This window comes from Aliiroseovarius halocynthiae (assembly GCF_007004645.1).
Lineage (GTDB): Bacteria > Pseudomonadota > Alphaproteobacteria > Rhodobacterales > Rhodobacteraceae > Aliiroseovarius > Aliiroseovarius halocynthiae.
In genome coordinates, this window is sequence record NZ_ML660019.1 from 1701088 (window position 1) to 1724543 (window position 23456).

A 23456-nucleotide genomic window follows, 5' to 3' on the forward strand; every position below is an offset into this window, starting at 1 on the left:
ACTATTAAAACACAATAGTATGGCGAAACGCCCGGAACTCACCAATCTCGAGGGCGTTTCGAAATCAAGCTGCGGCCCAACTTGATCTCGAAACGCTTTATCAGCCCCGCCCCAAAGGTCAAGCGATGCGGGGTCGGAACCGGGTTACGGCACGCGTTCTTATCGAGAATTACAGGGAAGTGATGCGCGCGGGCGCAAATGGGACGACATCCGGCCCCAAAGCCAGAACCGAGCGGGACTGCCCGCTCGGCCCGCTGTTCGGACGCGGATCAGAGAATTGCGCGGATCTTTTCAAGCGTCGCAGCATTCACCGCAACACCGTCCTGTGCGGCCTGTACGCGCTTCGTACCGCGCCCGTCGCCGGGGACACGCACCCCATCCTCAGCCCGCACAGCCTCGGTCAGTGCGGCCAGTTGCTGGGCGAATGCCCCGCCCGAGGTCGCATCCGGGTCAATCGCGATGAAGAACTGGCCGGTCTTGGGCGGCCCGCCCTTGGTGCCGGAAAACGGGCTGGCATCCTTGCCAAGCGTTGCGCCGGACATGGCTGCGGCCATCATCTCGACCATCAGCGCAATCCCTACACCCTTGTACCCGCCCGACGGCACCATCGAGCCTTTCAGGCCTGCCTCGGGATCGGTTGTCGGGTTGCCGTCAGCATCCAGAACCCAACCCTCAGGAACCGGCTTGCCCTCGCGCGCGTGTTTCATCACTTCGCTTTTGGCGATGGTCGACGCGGATTGGTCGATCAGAACCTCCGCACGCCCATCCGGGCCCGGTGCTGCGACCGAGAACGGGTTGGTGCCTACCACAGGCTTAGCCCCGCCCGTCGGCGCAATGGACGCAGGCGCGTTGGTGAAGCCAATGGCCATCAGCCCTGCCTGCGCAAGGCGCTGCGTATGCACGCCCAGAACACCGCAGTTATACGAGTTGTTGATTGCCAGAACCGCAACGCCCTGCTCTTTCGCTGCCGGGATCAGTTTCTCAAAGCCCATATCGATGGCCGCATGCGCAAAACCCGTCGCCGCATCCACCGTCACCACCGAGGGTTTGGGCTGCGACAGAACCGGCTTTGCATTGCCATCGACTTTGCCGCATTGCACGTGCTCGGCATAGATCGGGATATAGGCCAGACCATGCGAGGCGACGCCGTCGGCCTCGGTCATTGCGGTGGCTTTCGCCAGTGGCGCTGCGTTCTCGGGCGAGGTCCCCGCCGCAACCAGCGCGTCCTGGGCCAGCGTTTCAATCTCGGCCAATGTAAGGGTTTCAGTGGCAGTCATTTGCGATCCCGTCTCTGTTATTTTGATTAATGCGTTTCGGCTTCAACCTGAAGCAGGGAAAAGCCGCAACGCAGTGCAAGAAATCTAAGTTGCGGGCGTTTCACGACAAACTTGTGTACCAAGTTTATCCCGAAACGCTTTAATCGTTGTCGTTCAGGCCAGCCCCGGCCCCAAGCAGGCGTGACGCTTCCGTGGCGGGCGCATAGGTACGATGCGCAAACGCGCCCAGACGGTCCCAACAGGCGTCGGTGACATTCGCCCGCATGACCGGTTTCGTCGGTGCCATCATCTGCGCCGGTGCAGAACAGCGCACCTCGGATGTATGTGTGGTCAGAACGCCCTCTTTCGCGCCTTGAACGCAAAGCTGCTTGCCGTCCGTGGTCAGACACACATCATTCCATTCGACCGCAACGGGCTGGCCCAAACGAAGCGCCGCGCCCGAAGCGAAGGGGACTATCAGCAACGGCTGACTGACCTCGGCAATGGTGATGGCCTGACCGTCCAGCATGCGCACGGCGCAATCCGACATGGCAGCGCCGGCGATCAGTGGGCTCATCCGTCCGGCAGGCGCACGCCACAGGCCGTCCAGAGAGGTGGGCGAGAAATCGATGGCTGGCAGCCGGTCATTCAACTCTAGAAGATCCGCCAGCAGATCCGGTCCCGGATAGCCATAGCCTGCCAACCAACGGGTGCCCTTCGCGGCTTCCTCGGCCAGCCCCCATGACAGGCCCGCCCCACGCGCGGCCCGTTTGCTCATGGCTTCGATTTCGTTCAGCGAGTGGCTCATGAATTAGACCTCTTTGCCGTCAGGATAGACCCAGAGATCCGCATCGCGCGATTGGATCTCTTCCGGGAATGGCGCGTTTCCATACATGCAAATTCGAACCCAGCGATCCGAGCGCGGGTCGAAATGGACAGCGCCAAAGAAGGCCAGCTTGCAGCGCAGCATGTCGATAGGCAGCACATCTTTCGAGATCGTGTTGTCGCGGATTTCCGCATAAGGCGCACGTCCAACAATCTGGGCGCGGCGCACAATGTGGCGATACTCGGGATGACGCAGCAGGAACTCGGCGACCGAAGTCTCTTTCGGCCAATGGGCAAGCGCCTGATTCAGGGTTGCCGCGTCCAATCCGGGCGCAAGCGGCTGTTCGTAATCCTCGATCGGCTCCTCAAAACGCTCGCCAAGACGCGGCTCAAGCTTCTCTTCCGAAACATACCACGCGCGCGCTTTGTTATCGGGCTGCTTCCAGTCGGTCGTGACCGCCCACCCATAGGCATCTTGCAGGATCTCGCTGAGCTTGCCCAAAGTCATCGCACCGGCGATGCGGAATGTCGGAGTGTTATCCGCCGCCATGTGATCCGCCAGATCATCCACCAGCGCGCCGTAAGGTTCAAGGATCAGCGAGGCGAGGCATTCCTGCGCATCAACGCCCAGATGTGTCTCGGCCCATGTATACAGGCGGTTCCACGGATAGTCCGCTGAAAGGTCGGCGGTCGTGATGTGGTTTTCCAGCGCATCAAGATCAGCTTTCAACGCGGCAAGCTTCTTTACCTGAATGGGATGTTCGGAATGCCAATGCCCGACCGAGTGCAGGCTGCGATCGAAAACATCCCGGAAAACGGCGACCTCGTCCGCGCTGGCGGTTTCGACACTGCGCACACGGGCAATCGCGGTTTCGCGCGCGGCAACCCAGTTGTTGAACAGCACCGGATGGTTCAGCAGGAAAGGCGCCATACCCAGCCCCGTCGAATTCCCGATCCCCATCGAGCGGGCGATCTCGGGATCCAGCTTGGCTGCCGTTTTGCCATCGCCCGCCGCACGCTGGTTGGCCATATGCTGAACAAGATCGCGCACAAAGGCACGGGTCAGGAAGACGGACAGCATCTCGACCTGGAACGGGGTTGCGAATTCGGCGCGATCCGCGATCATCTCGCGATCCGCAGCACCCAATTTGCCCGATCCGTAGACGGCGGTTGTGCGCATAAGATAGCCAACCGCATCGATTTTTTCAGGATCCGGTTGCTGGCCCTTTGCCAGAGACGAGACCACATGCTCCCACAGACGAACAGACCGGTTCGCACGTGACACCGACAGCTCGGACCCTGTGACGCGGCCTGCCTCTTGAAGGGGAATATTCTTAGAAAGGCGCGCGATATCATCGGGCGTGGGCACTCCGTCAAACAGGGTGAATGTGCAGTCCCACGCTTCGGCAATCACGCGGTCAGAGCGCATGTCAGCCGGCAGGTCATGGGCAAAGGCGACAAGCGAATAAGTGCGATCTGGGGTGTGAGTAGACAACACCGCATGCCCGACACCCTTCGCATCAATGTCGAACACCGGACGGTCAAATGTCCAGCCTTCGCGCGCTATCCGGCGCGTCAGAATGCGCATGAAAGACAGGCGAGACTGATGCAATGATCCAAGGCGCGCAAGGCGCATCACTTGCGCGGGATCGCGCAGAGGGACCGTTGTGGAGTGCGTTGCCGCTGTGTTCATCCTGTCCTCCTCAGAATTAGTGGCCAAGCGGATACTTCCCGGCCGATCATATTGTTCCTTGCAGCCGTTCGTCGGTGTGATGCACAGCGCGTCCCATAAGGATAACCACACGGTCAGCGATGCCTAGGCAACAGTAGTCGCGATAAAGCCTTTCAACTTGGGCACGCCGCTGGGTTTCTCGTCTGCTACTCCCGTAGATGCGTCTGACATCTACCTCTCCCTAGATTTCGCCCCTCTGTTCGCTCAGGGCCAAGTCTCCGTTCTCAGGCTCTTTAACGTCCCGTCTGAGAACCAAAATTATCTGCGAAAAAACGATACCAATTACGTCCCATGATGTCGGCAACTTCGCCGTCATTCATGCCCACAGCCTTCAGGCCGTTTTCGATGTTGCCGAAATGACGGTTATCTTCAAACCAGCAGGGCATTCGGGGGAAACCGGGTGCGGATTTGGATCCTTCGCCATAGTCGGTTTCCTTGGTCCAACGGCCCACGCGCATCCATTCCACTACGCTGTCGGGCTGATCCTGACATAGGTCTGTGCCGATCCCCAAATGCTCCATCCCGTACCTGTCCGCCGTGCGCGCGATCATCCCGCAGAAGCTTTCCAGCGTGCAATCTGACTTGTCTTTCAGGTGGTGCGGATAAATCGAGAAACCGAACATGCCGCCGTTTTCAGTAACAGCGCGGATCACCGCATCTTTCTTGTTACGCAGGGCGGGCGACCAGTCATACGGGTTTGCGTGCGTAATGGCGATGGGACGCTCGGACAGCTCGGCGGCCTCGATGGTCGAGCGATCCGCCGAGTGGCTCATGTCCACCACAAGGCCCACGCGGTTCATCTCTTTGATGACCTGTTTGCCCATGCGGGTGATGCCCATGTCTTCGGCTTCGTAACAGCCGGTCGCCAGAAGCGACTGGTTGTTATAGGTCAGCTGCATGAAACGGGCGCCAAGGGTGTGGGCGATCTCGACCAGACCGATGTCATCTTCAATGGGCGACGGATTCTGGAAGCCAAAGAACACAGCCGTGCGTCCAGTTTCGCAGGCCACGTCAATATCACTGGCCCACAGCCCCTTCATGATTAGGTCCGGATATTGTTCGAACCAGCGGTTCCACCTTTCAAAGTTCAGAACCGTTTCGCGGAAATTCTCGTGGTACGAGATGGTGACGTGGATCGCGTCCACGCCCCCTTCACGAAGCTGGTGGAAGATCTTCTCGGACCAGTTGGCGTATTGAAGACCGTCGATCCGCATCAGACAGGGCCTGCGCTGATGTAAGCGGTCTTGACCGTGGTGTAGAACTCAGCGGCTGCCTTGCCCTGTTCACGCGGACCGTACGAGCTGTCGCCACGCCCACCGAACGGCACGTGATAATCCGTGCCTGCGGTCGGCAGGTTCACAGTGACGACACCGGTCTGAGCGTTGCGGCGGAAATGCGTGGCGCGGGCCAGCGATTTCGTCACGATACCCGAGGTCAGGCCGAAGTCAGTGTCGTTGACGGTGGCCAGAGCTTCTTCATAGCTGCCTACCTTGATCACGGCGGTCAGCGGCGCGAACATTTCTTCGCGGTTGATGCGCATGTCATTGGTGGTGTTCAGGAACACGCCGGGCGACATGTAGAACCCTTGATGCGGCATCTCAAGACGCGCACCACCGCAGGCCAGTTCAGCACCTTCCGACTTGCCCAGATCCACATAGGCCAGATTTTCCGAAAGCTGCTGTTCGCTGACGACGGGGCCCATCTGCGTGCCCTCTTCCAGTGCGTGGCCAACCCTCATTGCCTGCGCCCCCGCTACCAGCTTTTCTGCAAAGGCATCATGGATGGCTTCATGCACAACCAAACGCGAGGACGCGGTACATTTCTGACCGGTGCCACCAAAGGCACCGCCCAACGCCAGCGTCACGGCCAGATCCAAATCGGCGTCATCCATCACAGCCAGAGCGTTCTTCGATCCCATCTCCATCTGGACTTTGGTCAGGTTCTGAATGGCCGCAGTCGCGATACCCTTGCCCACAGGAACCGAGCCCGTGAAGGAAATGGCGTTTACTTTCGGGCTTTCCACCAGACGCTGGCCGATTTCGCGACCTGCGCCCATCACCAGGCTAAACAAACCCCTGGGGATGTCCTGCCGGTTGATGATTTCCGCCAATGCAACCGCCGAAGCAGGTGTCACGTTGGCTGGCTTCCACACCACGGCGTTGCCATAGCAAAGCGCCGGAGCAATCTTCCATGATGCGGTTGCAGTCGGGAAGTTCCAAGGTGAGATGATAGCGACAGTGCCGATAGCTTCGCGACGGACGTCCACTTCGATATCTGGGCGAACCGAGTCGGCATTCTCGCCGATCTGCCGCAGCGTTTCTGCTGCATAATAGGTGAAAAACTGACCTGCGCGGTAAACTTCGCCCTTGCCTTCCGCCAGAGGCTTACCCTCCTCCCGCGACAGCAAAGCGCCAAGTTCCTCAGCACGCGCCATCAGCTCGTTGCCAATAGACATCAGCACCGAATACTTGCGTTCGATCCCATAAGAGGCCCATTCAGTCTGTGCGATCTTCGCTTGATCAAGCGCAGCTTCCAACTGATCCGACGATGCCTGTGCAAACATTCCGACCAGATCAGAAAGATCGGATGGGTTTCGGTTCTCGACCTCGCTGACACCTGCTGTCCAAGTGCCCGCGATAAGGTTCAGTTTGGTATCGGTCATCCGAGAGTCTCCGCTCAATTCTGCGCAATTTCTGGACCAGTATGGACAAATCAGAATATTTCAGTCAAACTAAAATAAGTGAACTAAATTTCAGAAAACTTGAAGATGGCACTAAAGATCGAAATGCTCCGCTGTTTTGCCGCCGTCGCCAGGACCGGGAAACTGTCCGAAGCCGCGCTCCAACTCAACCGCACGCCATCGGCGGTCTCAATGATGCTCAAACAGCTTGAGGAGCATCTGGGAGAACCCCTATTTAAGACGGATCGCAAAAACCGGCTGACCGCCTTGGGCAGTTTTGCTTTGGAACAGGCCGAGCGCGAGCTGTATCAGTTCGACAGCACGGTGCACGCAATCGAAAGCTTCGCGAATGCACAGCACGGGCACGTCCGTGTCGCGGCGGTCCCATCTGTCGCCGCAACGGTGCTTCCGCGCGCAATTACTGAATTTCTAAACAGATTTCCGGGAGTCCAGATAGAATTGCGCGACATGGACTCGACCACGATCCTGCATGAACTATCGCGCGGCAGGGTAGATATCGGCATCGCGACTGCTGGTCTCAGCGCAAGCACTCTGCATTGCGAAGATCTTCTGTCGGACCAATTTGGATTGATCTGCTCGGCGCATCACCCCTTGGCAAATCTGGACCAAGATTTGACTTGGGAGATGATCTCGCAGCACCCATTCATCGCCAACAATCTGTCCCGTGTCATCACCGCACCTGCATTCCAACGCCTGCATTCAGGGGCAACTCTGAGCGTGCACAACATCACGTCGCTTCTCGCCATGGTGCGCGCTGAACTGGGAGTGACAATCCTGCCTGAAATGGCACTGAAAACCGTTTCAAGCGAAGATTTTGTATTCACCCCCCTGCCAGAGTCCCCGCCCGAGCGCCAAATTCACTTGTTACGAAACGCTGATTCTCCTGCATCCCCCGCCGCACGAGAGTTGGAAAGCCAGATATTTGCTACGGTTTCGGAGTTCGAGATGGAGAAAGCCTTATGACTCGCATTGTCACCTTGGGTTTCGTCATCTTTCCTAGTTTCCCGATGGCCTGCCTAACCTCGGCGATTGAACCGCTGCGAGCTGCGAACGAAATCTCTGGGACCGAGAGCTTTCGCTGGCAAGTATTGGGTGAAACCGGGCAGCCTGTCACCTCATCCGCCGGTGTGGTATTCGCCCCTGATCACATAATGACGGATGTCGGAACTCTGGACTACCTCTTCCTGTCGTCAAGCCCCGACGGCATATTCAAGCAACGTGCAAAAGCACAAGCTTGGCTGCAACGTCATCTCCGCAAGGGGGGGACAATTGGCGCGTTCAGCGGTGGCGTGTTTCCACTGGCCCGGACAGGATTGATGAAGGGACATCCAGCCTCGGTCCACTGGTGTTACGATTCAGCCTTCGCAGCCGAATTCCCCGATGTCGACGTCGTGAAAACAGTAATTTGCGAAGGTCACCAACGCCTTACAGTAGCAGGCGCAGCGGCAGTCTTTGATCTGATGCTCAGCCTGATCGAGAACACCTGCGGCGCAGAGGTCATGACCGAGGTCGCCTGTTGGTTCCAGCATCCCTTTGTCCGCACCGGCGAAGTCTCGCAAAAAACACCCTCGCTGACGACGGAAGCAACAATCGACACCCTGCCGAAGCAAATCAGCAAAGCAATTCAAATGTTTGTCGAGCATATTGAAGACCCGGTCCAAATCAAAGACGTGGCCGAAGCCGTGAATATGTCAACGCGCAGTCTTGAGCGCAGCTTTCGTCGTGCAACCGGGGAAAGCCCGCTAAAATACTATCGCCTTCTGCGTTTGAAGCAAGCGCGGCAGCTGGTTCTGTATTCAAGCGACACCCTGACCGAGATCGCCTATTCGGTGGGCTATGCGTCAACCGCGCCGATGATGAAACACTACAAAGCCGTCTACGGCGTGACGCCCCATGAGGACCGTAAGAACAGCAACAGTTTCCGCGTCACTGATGGCAGCTGCCTGCCATCAGTCTAAGCCGCAAACGGATTGGGCGGTCTGCATCAAAGCGTGATGCAGCGACCCGGCGGACGAACGCGGTCCGATCACAGTGAACACGCCGTCCTGCCGCCACATGAAACACCCAAGATGATGGATCTGCGTCCGTGTCACTGCGCCGACGGCCATCTGCTGGCAATCGGCGTTACACAGACGCTCCAGCACCGCGATTGTGGCCTCGCCGCTCAGGTCAAATCGGCACCAGCCATCGGTCTGCTCGACCACGGATGCGCTGCCTTCCACTGCAGCTTTCACCTGCCGCGCCAAATCCTCGTTTCCGCCATAGGGCGCGTCCACCATCCAGCTTTCTGGGCCAATCCAGAACGCCGCATAGGCACTTCCCGCAGCCGACTGCCCCACGGAAGGCAATTCAAAGCCAAGGAAAGCACTGGCCTTTTCCCTGAATTCTTTGCACCCTTCACGCGCTGTCAAAGACGCCAGAGCCCGATCAGGGACTTCCGCAATTGTAAGGGCCGAGAACTGATCCACACGCGCGGTTTCGGCGCCCAGCGGAGTGATTGGTTTCAAATTATGCACGCAAACGCTCCCCGTCTGGATCTACAAAATGGGCGCTAACGACTTCCGCGCGGATGTCTTGCCCCTCCAACGGGTTCACCACCCGAAGGATTTCGCCCATGCGATCCGCCCCCCCCTTCAGGAAAGCCAGCCCGATCGAGCTTTCAAGGATCGGAGAATAGGCCGCCGAGGTGACATAGCCCTGATCGGTCTTCGCACTGACATCCCCGTCAGCGTTCATCAAATGCGCCCCCGCCGGGATTGCATCACGCGCATCTACGGGGCGCAAGCCAACCAAACGAAGCGCATTGTCTTCGTTCAGCCCCTCACGCTCGCTTAAGACGTTGCCGATGCAGTCTTTCTTCTTGCTGACCATCCGACCAAGCCCAAGGTTCAGCGCCGTCGTCGTCCCGTTCAGTTCGTTTCCTGCCGCATGTCCCTTTTCGATCCGCATAACGCCCAGCGCCTCGGTTCCATAGGGGGTGACGTCGAACTCTTCGCCCGCTTCCATCAAGGCACGGATCATCGCGTCACCATAACGTGTCGGCACAGCGATTTCATAGGCCAACTCGCCCGAGAACGAGATCCGGAACAGCCGCGCGCGCAGCCCGCCGCACACTGTGACCTCGCCACAGGCCATGAACGGAAACGCGTCATTGGAAATGTCGAACTCGGGATCGACGATCTTTTGTAGCAGATTGCGCGCATTCGGACCCGCCACGGCATATTGCGCCCAAGCTTCAGTGGTCGAGATCAACTGTACATCCAGATCCGGCCACAGACACTGACGGGCAAACTCCATGTTGCGATAAACCAGAACCGCATTCGCCGTTGTCGTGGTTACCACAAAATGATCCTCGGCCAGACGGGCGGCTGTGCCGTCATCGTAAGCGATCCCATCCTCGCGCAGCATCACACCATAGCGCACCTTGCCTATGGCAAGTTTTGCAAAACCATTGGCATAGATCTTGTTCAGGAAGGTCGCTGCATCCGCGCCCTGCACGTCGATTTTACCCAGCGTTGTGACATCACACACGCCCACGGAATTCCGTGTCTGCCTCACCTCGCGTTCGACGGACTGCCGCCAATGGGTCTCGCCCGGTTTGGGGAACCATTGCGCACGCATCCAGTTGCCAACCTCGACAAAGACTGCGCCCTGTTCGGTCGCCCATTTGTGGCTTGGCGTTTCGCGGGTGGGGTGGAAGTCCTTCCCGACCGAGCGTCCGGCCAGCGCACCCATGGTGACAGGCGTGTAAGGCGGTCTGAAAATCGTGGTTCCGGTTTCGGGAATGGACTTTCCGGTCAGCTCGGCCATGACGGCCAGACCGCCCATATTCGAGGTCTTGCCCTGATCGGTTGCCATCCCCAGCGTGGTATAGCGCTTCAGATGCTCGACCGAACGGAAGTTTTCCTGATGCGCCAGCTTGATGTCCTTCACGGTCACATCGTTTTGCTGGTCAATCCACGCCCGGCCTTTGCTCGCTTTCACATACCAAAACGGCGTCAGCGAAATTTTGGCATCCTCGGCCTTGGGCAAATCAGGCAATTGGGCTCTTATGCCCAGATCATCCAGCGCATCCTTGGCGGCCTGCGCGCCCGTCTTCAGCGCGCCCATCGTGGACAGATCACCATTGGCGGCACCTGCGACACGCATTCCAAAGGGCAGCTCTCCGCCCGGAATGAAAGCCGCAATGGCGTCGTTCCACACCGGCTTGCCGCGCTGATGGCAGGTCAGATGCACATTCGGGTTCCACCCGCCCGATACGGCCAGCGCGCCGCAGTTCAAATCGCGCAGCTCGCCCGAGGCGAGACGCAGCTTGACCGAGCGAAGGCCCAGACGGCCCGTACTGTCGACAACCTGTGCGCCAGCAAAGACCTCGGCTCCAGACAGCGATGGGGCATCGGGACGGATGTCGATCACGCCGGTGACAGTCACGCCTTTGGCCATCAGATCCGCAGCCGTTCGGTGTCCGTCATCGTTATTGGTAAAGATCGCCACCTGTTTATGCGGCGTGACAGCCCAACGGTTGGCGTAGGCGCGAACGGCCCCCGCCAGCATAACGCCGGGACGGTCGTTGTTTTCGAACGCAATCGGGCGTTCCGTAGCACCTGCCGCCAGAACCGCACGTTTCGAATAGATCCGCCACAGCACCTGACGCGGCTTGCCGCTTTCCGGCACCGCCAGATGGTCCGAGACACGTTCGACCGCGCCATAGATCCCGTGATCAAACGCTCCAATCACTGTGGTCCGAGTCAGAATACGAACATTCGGTAGCGCCACCAGTTCGGCCACAACAGACGCAGCCCAGTCAGACCCAGCCATATCCCCGATCTGGTGGGTTTCTGCGTTCAGACGTCCGCCAGTGACGAAATCTTCCTCGGCCAAGATCACGCGTGCGCCCGCGCGTCCAGCCGTCAGCGCCGCCATCAATCCAGCGGGCCCCGAGCCGATCACCAGCAGGTCGCAATGCCGGAACCCCTTGTCATAGCAATCCGGGTCGTCTTGAAAAGATACCGACCCCAGCCCCGCAGCCTTACGGATCACGGGTTCATAGAGCTTCTCCCAGAACGCTTTAGGCCACATGAAGGTTTTGTAGTAAAACCCGGCTGTCAGGAAATTGCTGAACCGATCATTGATCCCCATGAAATCGTATTTCAACGAAGGGAACCGGTTTTGTGATCGCGCATCCAAACCGTCATACAGCTCGGCCACAGTGGCGCGAGTATTCGGCTCCTGACGCGCGCCGCTCCGCAGTTCGACCAAGGCGTTGGGTTCCTCGGATCCGGCGGTCATCACGCCGCGCGGGCGGTGATATTTGAACGACCGGCCCATAAGGCGCACACCATTGGCCAGCAGCGCCGAGGCAAGCGTGTCGCCTTGGTGCCCCTGATACTCGGCACCATCAAATGAGAATGACAGGCGCGTGGACTGATCGACCAGACCGCCGCCAAGGCGATTGCTGTGTGTCATGTGCTGCGTCCCTCGTTCCGGGCCACGTCGCGGGCCAGTTGGACATCCGTTATTTCGTGCGTGACGGTGTTGCGGGTCACAACCAGCCAAGAACGATCCCCTGCCTCGTGAAACCAAAGCTCACGATGCAGGCCAGCCGGATTGTCGCGCAGATAGAGATACTCGTGAAACTGATCGGCTGCGTCATCTGCCTGCCAATCCGGCCGCTGGATCAGTGCCGCATCGCCCAGATAGGTAAACTCTTGCGCGTCACGCGGACCTAGAAGCGGGTGATTAATCAGCATGTGTCACCTCGGCGGATTTGTGTTGAATGTTGATGTTGTTGATCTGCCGCATCCATTGGGCACGCAGCTCGTCGCTTTCGGCGCCGACATCATAGGCTGGGCTGCATGTCGGGCGACAGCTCGTGACCGAGATGACCACGATGGCCGTCGCGTGCAGGGTCAAGTCGGGCCACAGCTTGCGATAGGGGCGCGACAGAGCGGGGAAGTCCGATGCATCCTGCGTGACAATCCGCGCCTGCCCTTTAAGCAGCACAGAGCGTCGCGTCAGGATGTCCACGAAGCTGACCTCGACCTCGGGCCGCACGGCGATGTTTGCCAACGTATCGGGCGAGCGGATGGCCGCAAAACCGATCGTCGCATCGTCATGCACGACAAACGTCCCTTTCGGGGACAGGTTTGGTCGCCCCTCCTGATCTGCGGTGGCAATATGCCCAAGCCGCCAGTTGGCAATCATGTCTTTTGCAAAATCTGGGATCATCGATACGCCCTTAATGCAGGTTGGGCTGTGCGCCCTGCCCTTTTTCATCAATCATGTAGCCGCGACGGAAGCGGTCAAAGCGATAGGCCGTTGCCGTTTCATGTGGCTGATCGGTTTTCAGAAGATGCGCAAAGCACCACCCGGCTGCCGGGGTCGCTTTGAAGCCGCCGTAACACCAACCACCGTTGAAATAGAGGCCGTCGATATCGGTCTTGTCGATGATGGGCGAGCCGTCCATCGACATATCCATAATGCCGCCCCAGCCACGCAGAAGGCGCACACGCCCCAGCGCCGGGATCAACGAGACGCCGCCTTCGACGACATCCTCGACCACGGGAAGGTTTCCGCGCTGTGCATAGGAATTGTAGCCGTCGATATCGCCACCAAACACCAGCCCGCCCTTGTCGGACTGGCTGCAATAGAAATGGCCCGCGCCATAGGTAATCACGCCGGGCAGGACGGGTTTCAAACCCTCGGACACGAAAGCTTGCAGCACATGACTTTCGATCGGCAGACGCACCCCGGCTTTCTCCATGACGCGCCCGGATGACCCAGCGACCGAGACCCCCACCTTGCCCGCACCGATGAAACCACGGTTTGTTTCCACCCCAAGGCATTTGCCGTTTTCGGTCCGGAAGCCTGTGACCTCGCAATTCTGGATGATGTCCACGCCGCGTATATCTGCCCCGCGCGCATAGCCCCACGCCACCGCATCATGGCGCACGGTGCCACCCCGACGGTGCAGCAAGCCGCCTTTGATCGGGAAGCGTGCGTTGTCGAAATTCAGGAACGGATACAGCTTGCGCACACCGTCTTGATCCAAAAGCTCGGCATCGGAGCCATTCAGGATCATCGCATTGCCCCGCCGCCGCGCCGCATCCCTTTGCGCATCCGTATGGACAAGGTTCAGAATCCCACGCTGGCTGACCATAGCGTTGTAGTTGAAATCCTGTTCAAGATTTTCCCAAAGCTTGAGCGAGAACTCATAGAAAGGCTCGTTCCCGTCCAGCAGATAGTTCGAGCGGATAATCGTGGTGTTGCGCCCGACATTGCCGCCGCCAATCCAGCCTTTCTCCAGAACCGCAATCTTGCTGGCACCGAATTCTTTCGCCAGATAATAGGCCGTCGCCAGACCATGCCCGCCTCCGCCAATGATGACAAAGTCATAATGGGATTTCGGTTCGGGATCGCGCCAATGCGGCGTCCACCCTTTATGGCCGCTCAGGGCCTCTTTGATCACTCTAAAGCCAGAAAAGCGCATCTCTCATCCTCTGCAATCAAGGTATTGAAACCCGCAAAGACGTCAGAGAAACAGATTTCGTTCGGACAGAAAGTCGATCAAATGCGACAATAGCTCGTCATTCCATGCGTGAAATGACATCACGACAAGTGTTGTGACGGCTTGGCACAAAACCCAGCCATAGCACCGCATTAGTGTTACTTGTGATCAGATCACGAGGCAGACAGGCCCAGACGTGCATGTTCTTGCAGTGCGAAACGGTCGGTCATCCCAGCAATATAATCCGACACCAGACGCGCCAATGCGGTTTCATCCGCGGCTTCGTCAACTTCGCGACACCAATCCTCGGGCAGTTCCATCGGATGGGATAGAAAGTGCCCGAACAAATCGTCCACAACCGCCGTTACGCGATTACGCATTTCGACGACCGATGGTGCGCGATACATGCGGGTGAACAGGAAGCTGCGGATGACCTTCAGATCGGCCCACAAGTCGGGCGAGAAACGTATGACCGCGTGATCCAGCGCGCGGATGTCTTCGACCGACTGCGGATCAGCGGCGCTTAGCAAGCCGCGCGATGTCTCTAGCACGTCCTCGACCATCACGCCAAAGACGCGGCGCAGCGCCTCGTGCCGGCGGCGGCCCGCGTCCAAACCGGGATAGAGCCCGTCCACCTCGGAAATCGCAGCACCGACGATTGGCAGCTCGGCGATTTCTTCCATCAAGAAAAGGCCTGCCCGCAGTCCGTCGTGCAGATCGTGGTTGTTATAGGCGATGTCATCTGCCAGCGCCGCCACTTGCGCCTCGGCCCCCGCATGGGTCGACAGCTCCAGATCGTGCAGTGCGTTATACTCGGCCAGTGCGTAGGGCAGATCGCCGGTCACCGGGCCATTGTGCTTTGCAATCCCTTCCAGCGTCTCCCATGTCAGGTTCAGCCCGTCCCAATTGGCATAGTGCCTCTCCAAGGACGTCACGATCTTCAGCGCCTGCGCGTTATGATCGAACCCGCCAAAGGGGGTCATCAGCTCGTCCAGCTTATCCTCGCCCGTATGGCCAAACGGCGTGTGACCCAGATCATGGGCCAGAGCCACGGCCTCGGTCAGGTGCGAATTCAGCCCCAACGCGCCCGCAATCGTACGCGCAACCTGCGCAACTTCGATGGAATGCGTCAGGCGGGTACGGAAATAATCGCCCTCATGTTCGACAAAAACCTGCGTCTTATGCTTCAACCGCCGAAAGCCCGACGAATGGATGATCCGATCACGATCCCGTTGATAGGGTTCGCGAAATTCGCTTTCGCCTTCATCGTAAAGCCGTCCGCGGCTGGCGCCGGGATGGGTTGCAAAACTGGCCAGCATCTCTGCCCCTTTCCGCCTGTCATCTTCGGCGCGTCCCGGATGTCCCGTCCGCACGCGCTCGTTCAAGGCGTCTTGTCGCGCCCGTCAGGCCAACCTATATTCCCTTTGGCGTGAACATGAAACGGATTTCCCGATGGACCTGACCCTGCCCCCCAAAGTCACTGACCGAGCTTTCGCCCGCCTGTCTGAGATCGGCGCGAATGCGCAGGGCAAGGCGTTGCGCGTCGCTGTCGAAGGCGGCGGCTGTTCAGGGTTTCAATACGAAATCTCGCTGGATGACCCCGCCGAGGGTGACTTGGTCCTGAACGGGGGCGGCGAACAGGTTGTGGTGGATGAAGTGTCCCTGCCGTTCCTGGCAGATGCAGTCATCGACTTCACCGAGGAACTGATCGGCGCGCGGTTCGTGATCGACAATCCGAATGCCACAGCATCTTGCGGCTGTGGCACTTCGTTCTCGATGTAGAACTTACGCCGCCATCAGCTCGGCTCCCAACGCCATCGCATCCATGGCATCTTCCTTGGCGATCCGCCACGCATAGGCGAAATCCGCTTGCCATGAATTGCCAAGCTGACGCTTTAGCGTGCCGATCAACGTGTTGGCCAACAGCTCGGCATGGTCAGACCGCATACCGCGCATCGCCATTCGGAACCCAATCAAGCGCATCCCGGCGGTCAGCGTGACGTCGTTCCCGGCAAAGGCCATCATCATGCGATACAGCACCTGAACCTGTTGGGCAGGATCGTCGATATTGTCGCCAAACAGCACCTTCAGCTCGGGTGCGCGACTGAACAGCAGGGGAAAAAATGCCTGAGCAAACACATCTTCGCGTCCGACCAGAAGGTCCAGGCTGTGCAAACATTGTGCGCGGGTCAGATGGTCCATGGCAGTGTTCCTTCCAGTAATACCTCAGATTTGCCTCAAACTTGACGGGTCAGAGTTAACAAACCCTGACCATCACTCCAGAAAATCGCACCTACGCGCATTTTTCTTCCCCCCGCCTCGGGAACACGCTAGGACCCGCGCATGAAAACGGATTGGCATACGATCATCATCGGCGCGGGTGCCGCAGGGCTGTTTGCCGCACCCTATGCCGCAAAGGCAGGCGCAACGCTGGTGATCGACCACGCCAAGAAACCGGGCGAAAAGATCCGCATTTCAGGCGGTGGGCGCTGCAATTTCACCAACATGTATGCCGAGCCGAAGAATTTTCTGGGCCAGAACCCGCATTTCCACAAATCCGCGTTGGCGCGGTTTGGGCAGTGGGATTTCGTCGAACTGGTCGATCAGGCGGGCATCGCGTGGCACGAGAAGACGCTGGGACAGTTGTTTTGCGACGGGAAATCCACGCAGATCGTCGAGATGCTATCCACGCGCCTGACGCAGGCCGGGGCTGAACTGTCGCTGGAAACCTCGGTCGACACGATTGACCGAACCCAAACGGGGTTTCGTCTTGCGACCACACAAGGCGTGCTGACGTGCCAAAACCTTGTTCTTTCTACGGGCGGAAAATCGATCCCCAAGATGGGCGCAACGGGATTTGCCTATGATATTGCGCGACAATTTGGACATCAGATCGTCGAGACCAGCGCAGGTTTGGTGCCCTTCACCTTCCCGGATGGACGCTTTGCGGCGATATCTGGCGTGTCTCTGCCGGTGCGCGTCTGGAACGACCGCGCCAGCTTTGAAGAGTCGCTGTTGTTCACCCATCGCGGCCTCTCTGGCCCTGCGATCCTGCAGATCTCGTCCTATTGGCAGCCGGGCGAGGCGGTGCATATCGACCTGACCCACGGGCTGGAGTTGCGCGAGATCCTGCGTGCACAGCGCCAGACCGAAGGGCGGCGGCAGCTATCGACCGAGTTGTCCCGCCACCTGCCCGCGCGTCTGATCGAGCACCTCACCACCGAATGGGCGGGCCGTTTTGACCTGACGGAACGGCTGGCGGATCAATCCGACAAGGCACTGGACGCATTGCTGGGCCAGCTATCCAACTGGCGACTCACCCCATCCGGCACCGAAGGCTATCGCACTGCCGAGGTCACCCTTGGCGGCGTGTCCACCGACGGGCTGGACAGCAAATCCATGATGTCGAAAACCGTGCCCGGTCTCTACTTCATCGGCGAATGCGTCGACGTCACCGGCTGGCTGGGCGGGTTCAATTTCCAATGGGCTTGGGCCAGCGCCCACGCCGCCGGGCGGCATATCGCCGAAGCTTGACTCGCGCCGCTTGCGCCCACCCGCATTTGCCCCCACAGTACCGCCAACGACAGGAGAGCCCCATGAAAATTGCCAGCTTCAACATCAATGGCATCAAGGCCCGTTTGCCCGCTTTGATGGACTGGCTGGGCGAGGCACAGCCAGACGTGGCGATCTTGCAGGAAATCAAATCAATTGACGAGAACTTCCCCCGCGAAGCCTTTGAGGACAAAGGGTATAATGTCGAAACCCACGGGCAGAAAAGCTTCAATGGCGTGGCGCTTCTGTCCAAGCTGCCGCTTGAGGATGTGACCCGCGGCCTGCCCGGCGACGACAGCGACGAACAGGCCCGTTACATTGAAGCGACCGTGGTTGGTGATCAGGCAGTTCGGATCTGCGGGCTGTATCTGCCCAATGGCAATCCCGTGCCGGGTCCGAAATACGATTACAAGCTTGCATGGATGGAGCGTCTGCGCGCCCGTGCGGAAGAGTTGCTGGCCGAGGAAATCCCCTTCCTGATGGCGGGTGATTACAACATCATCCCCCAGCCCGAAGATGCCGCCCGCCCGCAGGACTGGACCGAAGATGCGCTTTACCGCCCCGAAAGCCGCGAGGCATGGCGCAAGATCCTGAACCTTGGCCTGACCGAGGCATTTCGCGCACGCAACCAAGCGGCTGAACAATATTCGTTCTGGGATTTCCAGCGTGGGTCGTGGCAGCGCAATGATGGTATTCGGATCGACCATTTTCTGCTGTCACCGGAATGCGCCGATATGCTGGAAGACTGCCAGATTGATAAAGAGGTGCGCGGACGCGAGAAGCCCTCGGACCACGTGCCGATCTGGGTCAAACTGGCCGCATAAGGGTTTACCATGACAAGAAAAATCATCATCGACACCGACCCTGGTCAGGACGACGCCGTCGCCATTCTTCTGGCGCTGGCCAGTCCCGAGGATGTCGACGTTCTGGGCATCACATCGGTCGCGGGCAACGTGCCTTTGGCCCTAACAACCAAGAACGCACGCATCATCTGCGAACTCGCGGGTAAACCCGACACCAAGATTTTCGCAGGCTGCGATCGCCCCCTGCGGCGTGATTTGGTGACCGCCGAATATGTGCATGGCAAGACTGGGTTGGATGGCCCTGACTGGAGCGAACCAACAATGCCTGTACAAGATCAGCACGGCGTCGATTTCATCATCGACACGTTGCGATCCGAGGCCCCCGGCACGGTGACGCTGTGCCCACTTGGGCCGCTGACCAACATCGCCACAGCCTTCGAACGTGCACCCGATATCGTGGATCGCGTTCAGGAAATCGTCTTGATGGGCGGCGCTTATTTCGAGGTTGGAAATGTGACCCCAGCGGCGGAATTCAACATTTACGTTGACCCGCAAGCTGCTGATATCGTGTTTAGGTCCGGGGTTCCGCTTGTGGTCATGCCGCTGGATGTGACCCACAAGGCGCTGGTCACCAAACCACGCAATGACGCCTTCCGTGCGTTGCCCGGTGCAGTGGGCCACGCCGTGGCCGAGATGACCGATTTCTTCGAGCGTTTCGACAAGGAGAAATATGGATCCGAGGGCGCACCTCTGCATGATCCGACCGTCATCGCCTATCTGATCCGCCCTGACCTGTTCACAGGTCGCAATATCAATGTGCAGATCGAAACCCAATCCGAGCTGACCATGGGCATGACCGTTGCCGATTGGTGGGGCGTCACCGACCATCCCCCCAATGCCACCTTTATCGGGGATCTGGATGCGGACGGCTTTTTTGACCTTCTGACCGAAAGGATCGCCCGCCTATGAGCAGCCTGCGCCTTGCCACTTTGGAAGACCTTGATCGGCTTTTACCCCTTGTGGCCGGGTTTCATGCCGAAGGTGGCATTGAGCAGGATGACGACACACGTCGCGGTGCTTTGACCCCACTTCTCGAGGGCTCGCCCCACGGAGCGATCTGGATGATTGGCCCGCGCGTGGCACCGGTTGGATACATCGCGGTCAGCTTTGGCTGGTCGATCGAGTTCGGCGGCATCGACGCCTATCTGGACGAGCTTTATGTGCGTGAACGTGTACGTGGCCGCGGCATGGGATCCGAGGCGCTGGCCGCATTGGTTCGCGCCCTGTCCGGGCAAGGTATCACCGCGATGAGCCTTGAGGTCGACACCGATAATGACCGCGTCCGTGCGCTCTATGAACGCATGGGCTTTCAGTCCCGCAACCGCTATCATTTAATGACACATCGTTTCTAAGACGCGCCCGGGCGCTTGGCTATGGATCTGAAAATCGCCACCTATAACATGCGCAAAGCCATCGGGCTGGACCGCAGACGTGACCCGCACCGCATTCTGAACGTGCTGAACGACCTGAATGCCGATGTGCTGGTCCTGCAAGAGGCTGACCGCCGTCTAGGCCCCCGTCCCACGGCCCTGCCCTTCAAAATGATCGAGGGCGAGACCGATTTTATCCCTGTCCCCTTTGCCACCAATGGGCTGTCCCTTGGCAGCCATGGAAACGCGGTTCTGGTACGCAAAGGGCTGACCTTTCACGACGCACACACAGTTGAATTGCCCGGGTTGGAGCCGCGTGGCGCGGTGTCTGTTGGGATCGAAGGTAAGATGCAGGTCATCGGCACCCATCTGGGCCTGCTTCGCCCCTATCGCCATCAACAGATGCGCGCATTGGCCAAGCATTTCGATCATGTCGACCTTCCCACGGTGATCCTTGGGGATTTCAATGAATGGTCCCCAAAACGCGGCTTCGAGCCGCTAGAAGTGCATTTCGACGTCCATTCGCCCGGTCGGTCCTATCATGCCTCGCGCCCCATGGCAGCACTGGACAGGATAGCGACATCCGAAGGCGTCGAACTGCGCGACGCCGGTGTGGACCAGTCCAAGCTTGCACGCATCGCCTCGGACCATCTGCCGGTCTGGGCCAAGCTGCGCATCACAGACTGAGTAAATCCGTCGCAATTTCTGATGTTTGTCGAAGCTGCCTCTCGTGTTAAGAGGCGCGCACACGCGGCGTATGGATCACACGGGGCCAACAATGACTTTTCTGCAAATTGCATCACTTTTGATCGTTTTGGCCGGCCTTTTTGGGGCCATTAACTATCTTTTCCTGAAACTGCCGTCGGCCATTGGGATCCTTGTGGTTTCGCTGTTTGCATCCGTTGCGATCCTTCTGCTGGATCTTGCCGCACCCGGTCTGGGTGTCGCGGATCAGGTGCGCACGCAAGTGACCAGCATCGATTTCTCGGACGCTCTGTTGGAGGGTATGCTTGGGCTATTGCTGTTTGCCGGTGCGCTGCATGTAAAGATCTCGGACCTGCGGGAACAGTGGCGGCTGGTCTTTCTTATGGCCACGATGGGCGTGGCCCTGTCGACGGTCGTCGTTGGCGTTGGGTTCAGCTGGATTACCGGCATGCCGATCCTGATTGCGCTGGTCTTTGGGTCGCTGATTACCCCCACCGATCCGGTTGCCGTTCTGGGTGTCTTGCGCGAAGCCAATCTGCAAAAATCGTTGGAAACCAAGATCGCGGGCGAAAGTCTGTTTAACGACGGCGTTGGTTATGTTGTCTTCCTTGTGCTGGTCGGGTTGGCCTTCCCACATCATGGCAGCCACGGCGGCGGGCATGAAGAAAGTGCGGCCATGGGCGCAATCGTGTTGTTCCTTCAGGAAGCAGTGGGTGGCGCAGTTCTGGGTGTCGTTCTGGGCTGGCTAACGTTCCGCATTATGCGTCGGATCGACGACTACTCGCTTGAGGTTTTGCTGACCCTTGGGCTTGCGTTCGGCGGGTATGAACTGGCTGTCGCCCTGCATTTCTCGGCCCCAATCATGGCCGTCTGCGCGGGGCTGCTGATCGGCGACGTGGGCGCAAAACATGGGATGAGCGAGGAGACCCGCAAATATGTAGACGCGTTCTGGAAGCTGATTGACGAGATCCTGAACGCCGTCCTGTTCCTGATGATCGGGTTCGAGGTCTTCGCCGTCGCCTTCACCATGGACGCGGTTGTCGCCGGAACCATGGCCATTGCGCTGGCGCTGGTGGCCCGCCTGACCGCTGTGGCTGTTCCTGTGATGCTGCTGAAACCTTTCCGCAGCTTCTCGCGCGGGGTGATCCCGATCATGACCTGGGGCGGGTTGAAAGGCGGGATCTCCGTTGCTTTGGCCCTGTCCCTGCCGGACAATGAATGGAAACCGCTGATCCTGACCGCGACCTATATCGTCGTGATCTTCTCGATCATCGTGCAAGGACTGACCGTCGCCCCTATGGCAAAACGCGTTGGTCGCGAACCGGAGCTGGTATGATGCGCGACTATGCCGTCTATGATGTGTTTACGGACACGCCGTTTGGCGGCAACCAGCTGGCTGTGATCCCGGATGGCGAGGGAATGTCGGACACGCAGATGCAGACCATCGCGCGTGAGTTCAACTTTTCGGAAACCACATTCGTTCTGCCGCCCGAGGATCCGGCCCATACGGCCCGCATCCGAATCTTCACCCCAATGCGCGAGCTGCCCTTTGCAGGGCATCCCACCATCGGCACCGCAGTGATGCTGGCCGAAATGGGGTACGGCCCTGACATGGTTCTGGAATTGGGCGTCGGTCCCCTGCCTGCACACGCCGAAGCCGGTCAGGCCCGTTTCGTGACCGAGGTGCCGTTGGAGCGCAAAGGTAAACCCGAAATCGACCTAGTCGCCCGTGCCATTGGCTGCACGCAAGATCAGATCGTGGCCCAGCCCGAGATTGCCTCGCTGGGTGGGGATTTCGTCTATGCGCAGCTGGATAGCCGCGAGACGCTTTCGGCGTTGTCGCCCAATGTGGACGCCATGCGCGAAGGCACACAGCTTTTTCCCGGCAATCACGACTTTGCAGTCTATGCATGGGTCGAGGATGCAGACGGCACAGTTCATGCCCGGATGTTTGCCCCGTTGGACGGCATCCCCGAGGACCCAGCCACCGGGTCAGCTGCGGCCCCGCTGGCCGCGCTTCTCTGCGCGGATCGCGGACAAAACCAAAGCCTGACCATCCATCAGGGCTATGACATGGGCCGCCCATCGCAAATCCATCTGCAAGCAGGGCCGGGAAAAGTGACGGTCGCGGGATCGGCCGTGCGCATGATGTCAGGCAAGCTGATCCTTTAACCTTGCCGACGCGGCGACATCACTGCCTCAAGGATCAAACGCGCCGAGGGTTCGAAACTGGGCGCGAAAGCATGGCTGGCAAAGGCCTCGCGCATGTCGTCTGGCAGGCCTTGGGGGTCGCGCTGTGCTGAGATGTCGAACTGTGCCGCCCCCAGCATGGTCATCGTAATGGTACGGGCCAAAGGCTCGGCCTGATCAGGACCGACACCGGTAACGACCGCCAGATGTGCACCCCATTCGTGCCCCAGCGCAATCAGTCGGCGTTTGGCAGCAAACAGCGGCTCATCCGCCACGTTCGCCTCGATCACCGCGATCAGGCGCGCATATAGCGGCAGGAACAAAGGTGTGGTTTGCGCATTCAACGTCATAAGATGCGCCAATTGCGCGGCGCTGTCGCCGGGTCGAGCGCGATGCTTGAACTGCGTCACAACGGCGTCCATCGCTTCGATGAATAACAGCAGATACAACTCTTCCTTCGACCGCACATAAAGATACAGCGTTCCCTTGGCCAAGCCCGCCCGCTTCGCCAACGCGCCCATTGTTACACCGTCAAGGCCGACCTCATCGATCATGTCGCGGGCCGCTGACAGAATCATGGCCTGCCGCTCGGCTTTTTGGTCTTTGGACCGGGCGCGTTTCATACCGTGATCAACAGTCACCTTAGACACCTTCCTTCAGGTACTGACCGCCGGTCACTTGGCGATCCTGTGTATACTTAGAAAATACCGCGCGATAAGTCACCCCATTGCGCGGTGTCATCACCCCTTTGCCTG

The 23456-nt window shown here is 58.9% G+C and carries 23 protein-coding genes; 10 read left to right on the plus strand and 13 right to left on the minus strand.

The genetic code is table 11. The features are described 5' to 3' along the window. Nucleotides 1–269 precede the first annotated feature (269 nt). The 5 genes from FIL88_RS08375 to FIL88_RS08395 form a co-directional block, all read right to left on the minus strand. Complete coding sequence (locus FIL88_RS08375) at nucleotides 270–1277, minus strand: Ldh family oxidoreductase (RefSeq protein ID WP_142853288.1); 1008 nt, start codon at nucleotides 1275–1277, stop codon at nucleotides 270–272. 139 nt (nucleotides 1278–1416) lie between these two features. After that, complete coding sequence (locus FIL88_RS08380) at nucleotides 1417–2064, minus strand: DUF3726 domain-containing protein (RefSeq protein ID WP_142853289.1); 648 nt, start codon at nucleotides 2062–2064, stop codon at nucleotides 1417–1419. 3 nt (nucleotides 2065–2067) lie between these two features. Next, nucleotides 2068–3774, minus strand: coding sequence for a hypothetical protein (locus FIL88_RS08385; RefSeq protein ID WP_142853290.1), 1707 nt, complete (start codon nucleotides 3772–3774; stop codon nucleotides 2068–2070). Between the two features lie 272 nt (nucleotides 3775–4046). Continuing rightward, nucleotides 4047–5027: a membrane dipeptidase gene (locus tag FIL88_RS08390; RefSeq protein ID WP_142853291.1), complete on the minus strand. Its 981-nt coding sequence runs from the start codon at nucleotides 5025–5027 to the stop codon at nucleotides 4047–4049. Beyond that, nucleotides 5027–6475, minus strand: a complete 1449-nt coding sequence (locus FIL88_RS08395) for an aldehyde dehydrogenase family protein (RefSeq protein WP_142853292.1) — start codon at nucleotides 6473–6475, stop codon at nucleotides 5027–5029. Before FIL88_RS08395 ends, FIL88_RS08390 begins: the two co-directional genes overlap by 1 nt. A 105-nt stretch (nucleotides 6476–6580) precedes the next feature. Here FIL88_RS08395 and FIL88_RS08400 point away from each other — a divergent pair, with 105 nt between their 5' ends. Both FIL88_RS08400 and FIL88_RS08405 read left to right on the plus strand, forming a co-directional pair. Beyond that, nucleotides 6581–7477 (plus strand): LysR family transcriptional regulator, encoded by an 897-nt coding sequence (locus FIL88_RS08400; protein WP_142853293.1) that lies wholly within the window; start codon nucleotides 6581–6583, stop codon nucleotides 7475–7477. After that, nucleotides 7474–8472 (plus strand): GlxA family transcriptional regulator, encoded by a 999-nt coding sequence (locus tag FIL88_RS08405; RefSeq protein ID WP_142853294.1) that lies wholly within the window; start codon nucleotides 7474–7476, stop codon nucleotides 8470–8472. Before FIL88_RS08400 ends, FIL88_RS08405 begins: the two co-directional genes overlap by 4 nt. On the opposite strand, the gene FIL88_RS08410 is transcribed toward FIL88_RS08405, so the two are convergent. From FIL88_RS08410 to FIL88_RS08435, 6 genes are all read right to left on the minus strand, one after another. Continuing rightward, nucleotides 8464–9030 (minus strand): sarcosine oxidase subunit gamma, encoded by a 567-nt coding sequence (locus FIL88_RS08410; protein WP_142853295.1) that lies wholly within the window; start codon nucleotides 9028–9030, stop codon nucleotides 8464–8466. The two genes, FIL88_RS08405 and FIL88_RS08410, sit on opposite strands and share 9 nt — an antisense overlap. Next, the gene (locus FIL88_RS08415; protein ID WP_142853296.1) at nucleotides 9023–11980 is read right to left on the minus strand and encodes a sarcosine oxidase subunit alpha family protein; all 2958 of its coding nucleotides are present in this window, start codon (nucleotides 11978–11980) and stop codon (nucleotides 9023–9025) included. The genes FIL88_RS08410 and FIL88_RS08415 overlap by 8 nt, the downstream gene beginning before the upstream one ends. Further along, nucleotides 11977–12264, minus strand: a complete 288-nt coding sequence (locus tag FIL88_RS08420; RefSeq protein WP_142853297.1) for a sarcosine oxidase subunit delta — start codon at nucleotides 12262–12264, stop codon at nucleotides 11977–11979. The genes FIL88_RS08415 and FIL88_RS08420 overlap by 4 nt, the downstream gene beginning before the upstream one ends. Continuing rightward, nucleotides 12254–12742, minus strand: coding sequence for a pyridoxamine 5'-phosphate oxidase family protein (locus FIL88_RS08425; RefSeq protein ID WP_185960885.1), 489 nt, complete (start codon nucleotides 12740–12742; stop codon nucleotides 12254–12256). The genes FIL88_RS08420 and FIL88_RS08425 overlap by 11 nt, the downstream gene beginning before the upstream one ends. Before the next feature lie 10 nt (nucleotides 12743–12752). Further along, nucleotides 12753–14003 carry a sarcosine oxidase subunit beta family protein gene (locus FIL88_RS08430; protein WP_142853299.1) on the minus strand — a complete coding sequence of 417 codons (1251 nt, stop codon included), beginning with the start codon at nucleotides 14001–14003 and terminating at the stop codon, nucleotides 12753–12755. Nucleotides 14004–14194: 191 nt separating this feature from the next. After that, nucleotides 14195–15340, minus strand: coding sequence for a deoxyguanosinetriphosphate triphosphohydrolase (locus FIL88_RS08435; RefSeq protein WP_142853300.1), 1146 nt, complete (start codon nucleotides 15338–15340; stop codon nucleotides 14195–14197). Nucleotides 15341–15479: 139 nt separating this feature from the next. Here FIL88_RS08435 and FIL88_RS08440 point away from each other — a divergent pair, with 139 nt between their 5' ends. Then, complete coding sequence (locus FIL88_RS08440; protein ID WP_142853506.1) at nucleotides 15480–15803, plus strand: HesB/IscA family protein; 324 nt, start codon at nucleotides 15480–15482, stop codon at nucleotides 15801–15803. Nucleotides 15804–15806: 3 nt separating this feature from the next. Here the strand turns inward: FIL88_RS08440 and FIL88_RS08445 are convergent, their stop codons facing one another. After that, nucleotides 15807–16223, minus strand: coding sequence for a globin family protein (locus tag FIL88_RS08445; protein WP_142853301.1), 417 nt, complete (start codon nucleotides 16221–16223; stop codon nucleotides 15807–15809). Between the two features lie 141 nt (nucleotides 16224–16364). Here FIL88_RS08445 and FIL88_RS08450 point away from each other — a divergent pair, with 141 nt between their 5' ends. From FIL88_RS08450 to FIL88_RS08480, 7 genes are all read left to right on the plus strand, one after another. Continuing rightward, a complete protein-coding gene (locus FIL88_RS08450) occupies nucleotides 16365–17555 on the plus strand; it encodes a BaiN/RdsA family NAD(P)/FAD-dependent oxidoreductase (RefSeq protein WP_142853302.1) in 1191 nt (396 codons plus the stop codon). Nucleotides 17556–17617: 62 nt separating this feature from the next. Then, a complete protein-coding gene (gene xth / locus FIL88_RS08455) occupies nucleotides 17618–18397 on the plus strand; it encodes an exodeoxyribonuclease III (RefSeq protein ID WP_142853303.1) in 780 nt (259 codons plus the stop codon). 9 nt (nucleotides 18398–18406) lie between these two features. Further along, nucleotides 18407–19345 (plus strand): nucleoside hydrolase, encoded by a 939-nt coding sequence (locus FIL88_RS08460; protein ID WP_142853304.1) that lies wholly within the window; start codon nucleotides 18407–18409, stop codon nucleotides 19343–19345. Next, complete coding sequence (locus FIL88_RS08465; RefSeq protein WP_142853305.1) at nucleotides 19342–19788, plus strand: GNAT family N-acetyltransferase; 447 nt, start codon at nucleotides 19342–19344, stop codon at nucleotides 19786–19788. The genes FIL88_RS08460 and FIL88_RS08465 overlap by 4 nt, the downstream gene beginning before the upstream one ends. 21 nt (nucleotides 19789–19809) lie before the next feature. After that, a complete protein-coding gene (locus FIL88_RS08470) occupies nucleotides 19810–20493 on the plus strand; it encodes an endonuclease/exonuclease/phosphatase family protein (protein WP_142853306.1) in 684 nt (227 codons plus the stop codon). 91 nt (nucleotides 20494–20584) lie between these two features. Beyond that, nucleotides 20585–21847, plus strand: a complete 1263-nt coding sequence (locus tag FIL88_RS08475; protein WP_142853307.1) for a cation:proton antiporter — start codon at nucleotides 20585–20587, stop codon at nucleotides 21845–21847. Continuing rightward, the gene (locus FIL88_RS08480) at nucleotides 21844–22683 is read left to right on the plus strand and encodes a PhzF family phenazine biosynthesis protein (protein WP_246066651.1); all 840 of its coding nucleotides are present in this window, start codon (nucleotides 21844–21846) and stop codon (nucleotides 22681–22683) included. Before FIL88_RS08475 ends, FIL88_RS08480 begins: the two co-directional genes overlap by 4 nt. Here FIL88_RS08480 and FIL88_RS08485 read toward each other — a convergent pair. Beyond that, the gene (locus FIL88_RS08485; protein WP_142853308.1) at nucleotides 22680–23342 is read right to left on the minus strand and encodes a TetR/AcrR family transcriptional regulator; all 663 of its coding nucleotides are present in this window, start codon (nucleotides 23340–23342) and stop codon (nucleotides 22680–22682) included. The two genes, FIL88_RS08480 and FIL88_RS08485, sit on opposite strands and share 4 nt — an antisense overlap. Nucleotides 23343–23456: the final 114 nt, after the last annotated feature.